Genomic DNA, 9,614 nt, shown 5'->3' with positions numbered 1-9,614 from the left:
CGCCGCCGACCGGAGCGCCGGGGTGCTCGACGCCCTGGTCACCGCGGAGCTCGACGCGCGCGCCGCGGCCCGCGCCGCGCGCGACTTCGCCACCGCCGACGCCGTCCGCGAGCGCCTGGCCTCGGTCGGCGTGGTCATCGAGGACACGTCCGAGGGGGCACGCTGGTCCCTGGCCGGAACTGCTCCGGCGACGAGCACCGAGGGAGACACCTGATGGCGGGCAACGCCGGACGACGAGGCGCGGTGCGCCGCGGCAAGAAGGGCCCGAGCGTCGGCTCGGGCGGGCAGCGCCGCAAGGGGCTCGAGGGCCGCGGCCCGACCCCCAAGGCGGAGGACCGCCCGTCGCACCCCGCGAACGACCGCAAGATCGGCGCGCAGAAGGCGGCCGAGAAGGCTGAGCGCGACGCCCGGTCGGTCGCCGGCATGCGGAAGTCCCGCCCCGGCGGCGACGCGCGCCCCGGCGCCCGGCCCACGCGCCCCGGGACGCAGCGCCGCCGCGCCGGGACCGGCTCGGAGTACGTGGCCGGCCGCAACTCCGTCCTGGAGGCGCTCGTCGCCGGCGTGCCCGCCACCGCGCTGTACCTGCAGGACGGCCTGGACAACGACACGCGCGTCCGCGACGCCGTCCGCGCCGCCTCGGACAAGGGCATGTCCGTCCTGCCCGTGAGCAAGGGCGACCTCGACCGGCTCACCGACGGCGCCGTCCACCAGGGCGTCGCGCTGCAGATCCCGGCCTACGAGTACGCGCACCCGGACGACCTGCTCCAGGGCCGCAAGCGCAGCGACGTCGTCGTGGTCGCCCTCGACGGCGTCACCGACACCCGCAACCTCGGCGCTGTCGTCCGCTCGGCCGCCGCGTTCGGCGCGACCGGGGTCGTCGTGCCGTCCCGCCGCAGCGCCGGCATGACGGCGGGGGCGTGGAAGTCCAGCGCCGGCGCCGCGGTCCGCGTGCCGGTCGCCCGGGCCGCGAACCTGGCCCGTGCCCTGCAGGCCTACAAGGACGCCGGGCTCATGGTCGTCGGCCTCGACGCCGGCGGCGACGTCCAGCTGCCCGACCTCGACGTGGTCGGCACCGGCGTCTGCCTGGTCGTCGGCTCCGAGGGCGAGGGCCTGTCCCGCCTGGTCCGCGACCTCTGCGACACGGTGGTGTCCATCCCGATGAGCGGCGCCACGGAGTCCCTCAACGCCGGGGTCGCCGCCGGGATCGTGCTGTACGCGGTGGCCCAGCAGCGCTGAGCCCGGCCTCAGCCTCCCGTGAGCGGGAACCGGTGACCGGGACACGCCGGTCCGGTGGTCACCAGTGCCCGCTCGCCGTCCACACACCGGGGTGTGAGGCAGCGGTCAGGTGCTCGCCGTGAGCCCCTGCACCGGGGTGCCGAGGTGGACGACCACGCTCGCGCCCCCGCTCGCCGCAGCCTCGACGGTCCGGAGCTGGAGCAGTCCCGGGTTGTCCGCGAGGAGCCGGCCGGCGTTGGCGAGCGAGCGGAGCGCCGCCGTCTCGGCCCGCGCCCTCTCCACGGTGGCGCGGCCCTCGAGCTGCGCCGTGAGCGCCGCGACCGCTGCGCGCCGCACCTCGACCGGCACGACGACGTCGCGGACCACGACCTCCCGCACCTGCACGCCGACGTCGTGGCCCGCCGCCTGCACCGCCGGCACGAGGCGGGCGCCGGCCGCACCCCGCCCCGCGAGCAGCTCCTCGAGGGTGGACGCGGCCGCCCAGTCACGGACGGCGACCTGGACGGCCAGGCGCACCTCGTCGACCGGGTCGGCGCTCGCGTCGAGGTAGCGCACCGGGTCGACGACCTGCCACGTGAACGCCGCGGACACCTTGATGCCCGGGACGTCGGCGCTGGCGACCTCCTGGCCGGACACGACGACCACCGAGCGGCGCGAGTCCACCCGGACGACGTCCCGGCGCCACGGCCGCCACGCCATCGGCAGCCGGTGCCGCCCCGGCGCCAGGACTCCCACCGTCGCCCCGTCTACCCTCAGGACGCCGAACGTCCCCGGGTCGATCGTCGTCGTGACCATGCCGTCCTCCTCCTGGGTCGTGTGCCTGCTCGCGTGCCGTGCCGTGCCGTGCCGTGCCGTGCCGCTCCCGGTGGGCACCGGGGGTGCCGCCGGCCGCCGACCCGGTGCTCCTCGGCGGGGCCGCCCACCGGTGCCGGACGGTCGCAGGGCCGCGGTGCACCTGCCCCGGAGGGCAGGCCGACGACCGGCGGCCGTGGGGAGTCGAACCCCGAGGCAACGCATGCCCGACCGCCAGAGGTCTGCCGCCGGTGACACGCGGGACACCGCACGACGACCGTCGCCGACGCCGCTCCCGACGGCTCGCCGAGGCTAGGCCGTCGGTCACGCGCCCGTCGACGGGTTATCGCGCGGGCCCCGCGGTCCGCCGCAACGGCACCCTCCGTCCGAACCGTCCGGTAGCAACGGCACCCTGCGTCGGAACCGTCGCGCAGCAACGGCACCCTGTGTCGGCTAGACCGTCGCAGGGTGCCGTCGTGGCGGAACGAGAGGGGCAGCCCGGTCAGGTGACGATCGGGATGGGCTCCGTGTCGTCGCCGCCCAGCACGGCCTTCTCGTCGCGGCGCAGCGGCAGCTGGTCGGCGACGTAGCTGCGGACGGCCTGGTCGAGGCCGACGTCGTGCCCGGCGCTCTCGGACAGGTACCAGCGGTGCTGGAGCACCTCGTGGAAGACCTCGGCCAGCTGCAGCTTGCCGCGCAGCGTCGGCGGGACCGCGCGGACGACCGGCTCGAAGACGGTCGACAGCCAGGTGTGGGCGATGACCTCCTCGTCCTCGCCCTGCATGTCGTTCGCGGCGGCGTAGGAGTCCATGTCGTTGAGCAGCCGGCGCGCCTGGTTCTCCTCGACGTCCAGCCCGGTGAGGCGGATGAGGCGGCGGGTGTGGTGGCCCGCGTCGACGACCTTGGGCTGGATCTGCAGCGACGTCCCGGTGAAGTCGGTGGTGATCGCCAGCTCGCCGACGTCGAAGCCCAGGTCGTTGAGGCGGCGGATCCGTGCGTCCACGCGCCAGCGCTCGCCGAAGTCGAAGGACTCCGCGTCGGTCAGCTCGGCCCACAGGGTCTCGTAGCGCTCGACGATCCGGTTGCTCGCCGCGAGCGGGTCGAACTCGGCGTCGAGCAGCTCGCCGGCCTGCAGGTCGAACATCTCCCCGGCGATGTTCACCCGGGCCAGGTCGACGTCGTAGGCGCGCTGACCCGGCGACAGCTCGGCGTGCAGCTCGCCGGTCTCGGCGTCGACCAGGTAGGCGGCGAACTCGCCGGCGTCGCGGCGGAAGAGGGTGTTCGACAGCGACACGTCGCCCCAGTAGAAGCCGGTCAGGTGCAGCCGGACGAGCAGCACCGCCAGGGCGTCGATGAGCCGGGTCGCGGTGTCCGGGCGCAGGGTCTGGCTGAACAGCGCCCGGTACGGCAGCGAGAACTGCAGGTGCCGGGTGATGAGGGCGGACTCGAGGTGCTCGCCGTCCTTGTCGTGGCGGCCGGAGACGACGGCGGTCGGCTCGACCGAGGGGACCGCGAGCCGGCGCAGGTTGCGGAGCATGGCGTACTCGCGGCGCGCGATCGGCTCGGTGATCTCCTTGACCGCGTACACCTTGCCGGCGATCCGCACGAAGCGGACGACGTGCCGGCTGATCCCGCGGGGCAGGGCGTGCACCCGCTCCTCGGGCCAGTCCTCCAGCGGCAGCTCCCAGGGCAGGTCGAGCAGCCCGCTCTCGGGCGTCGTCGACGTGATCTGCAGGGAGGTGCTCACGGGGTCATCCTCTCGCGCCGGGCGTGGGGGGCGGCACGCCGACGGGCGCCCTGCAGGAGCAGGACGCCCGTCGGTCGAGCGGTGGTGCTCAGGCGTCCAGGCGCGCGCCGGTGGAGATGTCGAAGAAGTGCACGTGACCGGCACCGCTCGGCACCAGGTGCACGGTCTCGCCACGGGTCGGGGGACGACGGCCGTCGGTGCGGGCGATGATGTTGTCGCCGCCCTTGGCCGCGGCGTCCTCGCCGCGCAGGTCCGGGTCGTCGATGTCGACGGCCTCGCCGACGGACGTGGTGCCGTAGATGTAGGCGTCCGCGCCGAGCTCCTCGACGACGTCCACCTGCACCGGCAGCCCCTGGCCGGAGCCGGAGATGTCGAGGTCCTCGGGACGGACGCCGACGGTGACCTTGTTGCCCGACGCCTTCGACAGCAGCGAGCGCTCGATCGGCAGCAGCATCGAGCCGAACTGCACGCCCTGCTCGGAGACCGGCAGCGTGAGCAGGTTCATCGCGGGGGAGCCGATGAAGCCGGCGACGAAGACGTTGTTGGGGCGGTCGTACATGTTCCGCGGGCTGTCGACTTGCTGGAGGATGCCGTCCTTGAGGACCGCGACGCGGTCGCCCATGGTCATGGCCTCGACCTGGTCGTGGGTGACGTAGACCGTCGTGACGCCGAGGCGGCGCTGGAGCGAGGCGATCTGCGTGCGGGTCTGGACGCGGAGCTTGGCGTCCAGGTTGGACAGCGGCTCGTCCATGAGGAAGACCTGGGGGCTGCGGACGATCGCGCGGCCCATGGCCACGCGCTGGCGCTGGCCACCGGACAGGGCCTTGGGCTTGCGGTCCAGGTACGGCGTGAGGTCGAGGATCTTGGCGGCCTCCTCGACGCGCTTGCGGATCTCGTCCTTGGCCACGCCGGCGATCTTGAGCGCGAAGCCCATGTTGTCGGCGACCGACATGTGGGGGTACAGCGCGTAGTTCTGGAACACCATCGCGATGTCGCGGTCCTTGGGCGGCATGTCGGTGACGTCGCGGTCGCCGATGTAGATGTTCCCGCTGGTCACCTCCTCCAGGCCGGCGAGCATGCGCAGCGAGGTGGACTTGCCGCAGCCGGAGGGGCCGACGAGGACGAGGAACTCCCCGTCGCCGACCGACAGCTCGAGCTGGTCCACGGCGGGGGTCTCGGCCCCCGGGTACAGGCGCGAGGCCTTGTCGAACGTCACAGTTGCCATGAGCGGTGATCTCCTCCACCGGCAGGTACGTGCCGGACGATCCGTCGTGAAGGTGGTCCGGGTCCGGACCTCCGTGCCTGGCTGCCGTCGTCGTCGACGTGTGGCGGGCAGGTGCCCCGGCGCACGAGCGTGCCGGACGGCGGTGCCCGACGGGGCTGATCCTGCCGTACGACCGCCCGCCGGTCCACCGACCCCGCCCGTCCGGTGGCCCGAGGACGGCGGGTGTTGCGAAGGCGTAACGAACAGCGACCGGCCGCGCACGCCTGCTGGTCACCGTCACCCGGTCGGGCTAGGCAGGGACCATGAGAGCTCCCCGCGCCCTGTCCCTGGCGGTCACCGCCTCCGGTCTCGCGCTGCTGCTCGCAGCCTGCAGCACCGGCGAGGGGGTGGACGCCGAGGGCCTGGACGAGGCCCCCGAGCCGTCCGCCTCCGCCGACGGCGCGGGCGGGGCCGCGGGCGAGGGCGTCCTCGTCGCCGCCCTGGCCAACACCCCCGACCAGTTCGACCCGCACGTCACCACGTCGCAGGCCAGCTTCCAGGTGCTGGAGAACGTCTACGACACCCTCGTCGTCCCCAGCGCCGAGGACCTCACCTTCGAGCCGTCGCTCGCGGAGTCGTGGACCACGAGCGAGGACGGCCTGCAGTGGGTGTTCACGCTGCGCGAGGGCGTGACCTTCCACGACGGCACCCCGCTGGACGCCGAGGACGTCGTCTACTCCTTCCGCCGGATCATCGACGAGGAGCTGAGCAACGCCTTCCGCTTCGCGACCGTGACCGCCGTCGAGGCGACCGGGCCGCTGGAGGTGACCATGACGCTGAGCGCGGAGACGCCGAACCTGCTCGCCAACGTGGGCGGCTTCAAGGGCATGGCGGTCGTGCCGAGCGAGTCGGCGGGGCTCGACCTGGCCACCCAGGCGGTCGGCACCGGCCCCTTCGAGCTGGTGTCGACGTCCGCCGGCGGCGCCGAGCTCACCGCCTACGACGGCTACTGGGGCGAGGCGCCGCAGGTGCAGGGCGTCGAGTACCGCTACGTCGCGGAGTCCGCGGCCGCGCTGACCGGCCTCGAGAACGGCGACGTCCACTGGACCGACAACGTGCCCGCCCAGTCGATCGAGGACCTCGCGGACACCGAGGGGATCGAGCTCGGCCGCACCGGCTCCACCGACTACTACTACGCCGCGTTCAACCAGACCCGGCCGCCGTTCGACGACCCGGACGTGCGCCGTGCGGTGGCGCTGGCCGTGGACCGGGAGGCCGTCGCCGAGGCCGCGACCTTCGGTGCGGGCACCGTCAACCAGACCGCCGTGCCCGAGGGGTCGTTCTGGGCCAGCGGCTACGCGCCGTTCGAGACCGACGCCGCGGAGGCGGAGCAGCTGCTCGTGGACGCCGGCGCGGCCGACCTGGAGTTCGCCCTCATGGTCCCGGACTCCGACGAGCCGGCGGTTGCCGCGGCGCAGGTCATGGCCAGCCAGCTCGCCGAGGTCGGCGTGACGATGACGGTCGACACCGTGGAGACGGGGATCTTCCTCGACCGGCAGGGCCAGGGCGACTTCGACGCGTTCAGCTGGGCCTGGATCGGCAACATCGACCCGTTCGACTACTACCACGCCCAGCACATCACCGACGGGAGCTTCAACTTCCAGGGCTACAGCAACCCCGAGGTCGACGACCTGCTCACCCGGGCCGCCGCCGAGACCGACGAGGACGCCCGCAAGGACCTGTACGCCCAGGCCGAGCAGCTCGTCGTCGACGACGTCTCCTACCTGTTCCTCTTCAACCCCGACGTCGTCGAGGCCTGGAGCAGCTCGGTGACCGGCTACGAGGCGCGCCCGGACTCCGCGGTGAACTTCGAGACCGTCTCCCTGGACGGCTGAGCCCGCTCCCGTGGCGACCTACCTGGCCTCGCGGCTGGCGCAGGCCGCGGTCGTCCTGGCCGGGGTCGCCGTGCTCGTCTTCTCGATCCTCCAGCTCGTCCCCGGCGACCCCGTCCGGATCGCGCTGGGCACGCGCTACACCGAGGAGACGGGTGCGGCGCTGCGCGAGCGGGCCGGGCTCGACGAGCCGGTCCTCGTGCAGTTCGTGTCCTGGGCGGGCGCCGCGCTCACCGGCGACCTGGGGGTGAGCTTCCGCTCCGGGGAGCCGGTGACCGCCCTCATCCTCGAGCGGCTGCCGGCGACGGTCAGCCTGGCCGGGGTCGCGGTGCTCGTCGCCCTGCTCATCGCCGTGCCGCTGGGCACCCTGTCCGCGCTGCGCCCGCGCAGCGTCCTGGACGGGGTGGCCACGGTCGCCAGCCAGGCGGGGATCAGCGTCCCGGACTTCTGGCTGGGGATCATGCTCATCGTGTTCGTCGCCCCGGTCCTCTCGCTGCCGACCGGCGGCTACACGCCGCTGTCGGAGGACCCGGCGGGGTGGGCGCGCTCGGTGCTCCTGCCGGGCATCACGGTGGGCGTGACGAGCGGGGCGGTGCTCACCCGGTTCGTCCGGTCCTCGCTGCTCGAGGCCTCCGGCGCCGAGCACGTCCGCACGGCGCGGTCCAAGGGCCTGGCCCCGCCGACCGTGCTCGGCTGGCACGTGATGCGCAACGCCCTGCTGCCGTTCGTCACCGTCGTCGGCGTCCAGCTCGCCTACCTGCTGTCCGGGGTGGTCGTCGTCGAGATCGTCTTCAGCTACCCCGGCCTGGGCGAGCTGGCGCTGCAGGCGGTGCAGAGCCGCGACTTCCCGCTGCTGCAGGGGGCGGTGCTGCTGTTCGCGCTCGTGTTCCTCGTGGTCAACCTGCTCGTCGACCTGTCCTACGCCGTCCTCGACCCCCGCGTGGGCACCCGGTGAGCGGCGGCCGGCTGGCAGCCGCCCGGCGGACCCTGCTGGCGGTGCTCCGGCGCCCCGGCGGCGCGTTCGGGCTGCTCGTCGTCGCAGTCGTCACGGTCCTGGCGCTGCTGGACGACGTGCTCGTCCCCGGCGGGCCCAACCAGGTCTCCGTCCCCGACCGGCTCATGGCGCCGTCGGCCTCGCACCCCTTCGGCACCGACGAGCTCGGCCGCGACGTGCTCGGCAGGGTCGTGCTCGGCGCCTCGGTGAGCCTGCAGGTCGGCCTGGTCGCGGTGGGGATCGCGCTCGTCGTCGGGGTCTCGGTCGGCCTGCTCGCGGGCTACCGCCGGGGCCCGCTCGACGCGGTGCTCATGCGCTGCATGGACGTGCTCTTCGCCTTCCCCGCGATCCTCATGGCCATCGCCGTGCTCGCCCTGCTCGGCCCCGGGACCCGCAACGCCATGATCGCGATCGGCATCGTCTACACGCCGATCTTCGCCCGGGTCACGCGGGCGGCCGTGCTGTCGGTGAGCGAGGAGGTCTACGTGCGCGCATCCCGTTCGGTCGGCGCCCCGGACAGCCGGATCATGCTGCTGCACGTGCTGCCCAACGCCGCGCCGCCGATCATCGTCCAGACCTCGGTGAGCCTGGCCTTCGCCATCCTGTCCGAGGCGGCGCTGAGCTTCCTGGGCCTCGGCACCCGGCCGCCCGCGTCGTCGTGGGGGCTCATGCTGTCGGAGGGGCGGAGCTTCCTGGAGCAGGCGTGGTGGATGGCGTTCTTCCCCGGCGCGGCGATCTTCGTCACCGTGCTGGCGTTCAACCTGCTCGGCGACGCGCTGCGCGACGTGCTCGACCCCCGCCAGCGGACCCTCGTCCCGGCGGGTGCGGCATGAGCGCGGCCCTGCGGGTGCGCGACCTGCACGTCACCTTCCCCACCGCGCGCGGTCCGGCGCGGGTGGTGCGCGGCCTCGACCTCGAGGTGGCCCCCGGCGAGACCCTGGCCGTCGTCGGGGAGTCCGGGTCGGGCAAGAGCGTGAGCATGCTCGCGGTCCTCGGCCTGCTCCCGGGCTCCGCGTCGGTGACCGGCTCCGCCGAGCTGGACGGGCGCGAGCTGCTCGGGGCGGGGGAGAAGGAGCTGCGTGCGCTGCGCGGACCGGGCGTCGGCATGGTGTTCCAGGACCCGATGACCTCGCTCAACCCCGTCCTCACCGTGCGGCGGCAGCTCGTCGAGGGCCTGCGCGCGCACGCCGGCCGCGACGGCGCCCGCCGGGGCCGGGACGCGCTGCTGGCCCGGGCGCGGGACCTGCTCGACGAGGTCGGGCTGCCCGACCCCGACCGGGCCCTGCGCTCGTTCCCCCACCAGCTGTCCGGCGGGCAGCGGCAGCGGGTGATGATCGCCGTCGCCCTGGCCCACGACCCCGCCGTGCTCGTCGCCGACGAGGCGACCACCGCGCTCGACGTCACGGTGCAGGCGCAGATCCTGCGGCTGGTCCGGCGGCTGCAGGACGAGCACGGCACCGCGGTGGTCTGGATCACCCACGACCTCGGGGTCGTCGCCGGCATCGCCGACCGGGTCGCCGTCATGTACTCCGGCCGCGTCGTCGAGACCGGCCCGACGGGTGAGGTGTACGCCTCTCCGACCCACCCGTACACCCGCGGGCTGCTCGGCTCGCTGCCCGACATCGACGACCCGGCGACCGGTGCCGACCGCGCCGACCTGGCCGCGATGCCGGGCCTGCCGCCGGACCCGGTCGACCCGCCAGCCGGCTGCGCGTTCGCCCCCCGCTGCCCGGTGGCCGACCCCGCCTG

At 74.1% G+C, this 9,614-nt stretch carries 9 protein-coding genes; 6 read left to right on the top strand and 3 right to left on the bottom strand.

Annotated elements, in window-relative coordinates:
- The coding region (locus WCS02_RS13565; protein ID WP_422665423.1) for a CysS/YqeB C-terminal domain-containing protein at nt 1-214 on the top strand (214 nt) is incomplete at its 5' end.
- Nucleotides 214-1,236 (top strand): 23S rRNA (guanosine(2251)-2'-O)-methyltransferase RlmB, encoded by a 1,023-nt coding sequence (gene rlmB, locus WCS02_RS13560; protein WP_340294100.1) that lies wholly within the window; start codon nt 214-216, stop codon nt 1,234-1,236. The genes WCS02_RS13565 and rlmB, both read left to right, overlap by 1 nt.
- Nucleotides 1,237-1,341: 105 nt before the next feature.
- Here the strand turns inward: rlmB and WCS02_RS13555 are convergent, their stop codons facing one another.
- The 3 genes from WCS02_RS13555 to WCS02_RS13545 all read right to left on the bottom strand — a co-directional run bounded on the left by WCS02_RS13555 (nt 1,342) and on the right by WCS02_RS13545 (nt 5,000).
- Nucleotides 1,342-2,031 carry an SPFH domain-containing protein gene (locus WCS02_RS13555; protein WP_340294099.1) on the bottom strand — a complete coding sequence of 230 codons (690 nt, stop codon included), beginning with the start codon at nt 2,029-2,031 and terminating at the stop codon, nt 1,342-1,344.
- 499 nt (nt 2,032-2,530) lie between these two features.
- Nucleotides 2,531-3,775: a DUF4032 domain-containing protein gene (locus WCS02_RS13550; RefSeq protein WP_340294098.1), complete on the bottom strand. Its 1,245-nt coding sequence runs from the start codon at nt 3,773-3,775 to the stop codon at nt 2,531-2,533.
- An 88-nt stretch (nt 3,776-3,863) separates the two neighbouring features.
- Nucleotides 3,864-5,000, bottom strand: a complete 1,137-nt coding sequence (locus WCS02_RS13545; RefSeq protein WP_340294097.1) for an ABC transporter ATP-binding protein — start codon at nt 4,998-5,000, stop codon at nt 3,864-3,866.
- Nucleotides 5,001-5,302: 302 nt separating this feature from the next.
- On the opposite strand from WCS02_RS13545, the gene WCS02_RS13540 reads away from it, so the two are divergent.
- From WCS02_RS13540 to WCS02_RS13525, 4 genes are all read left to right on the top strand, one after another.
- Nucleotides 5,303-6,874 carry an ABC transporter substrate-binding protein gene (locus WCS02_RS13540; RefSeq protein WP_340294096.1) on the top strand — a complete coding sequence of 524 codons (1,572 nt, stop codon included), beginning with the start codon at nt 5,303-5,305 and terminating at the stop codon, nt 6,872-6,874.
- A 10-nt stretch (nt 6,875-6,884) separates the two neighbouring features.
- Nucleotides 6,885-7,826 (top strand): ABC transporter permease, encoded by a 942-nt coding sequence (locus tag WCS02_RS13535; RefSeq protein WP_340294095.1) that lies wholly within the window; start codon nt 6,885-6,887, stop codon nt 7,824-7,826.
- A 41-nt stretch (nt 7,827-7,867) separates the two neighbouring features.
- Nucleotides 7,868-8,698 (top strand): ABC transporter permease, encoded by an 831-nt coding sequence (locus WCS02_RS13530; protein WP_340294094.1) that lies wholly within the window; start codon nt 7,868-7,870, stop codon nt 8,696-8,698.
- Nucleotides 8,695-9,614 (top strand): ABC transporter ATP-binding protein (locus WCS02_RS13525; protein ID WP_340294093.1); only part of this gene is annotated, 920 nt, incomplete at its 3' end. The genes WCS02_RS13530 and WCS02_RS13525, both read left to right, overlap by 4 nt.

It is taken from the genome of Aquipuribacter hungaricus, assembly GCF_037860755.1.
Classification (GTDB): domain Bacteria; phylum Actinomycetota; class Actinomycetes; order Actinomycetales; family JBBAYJ01; genus Aquipuribacter; species Aquipuribacter hungaricus.
This window is presented reverse-complemented; position numbering and strand designations above follow the sequence as displayed.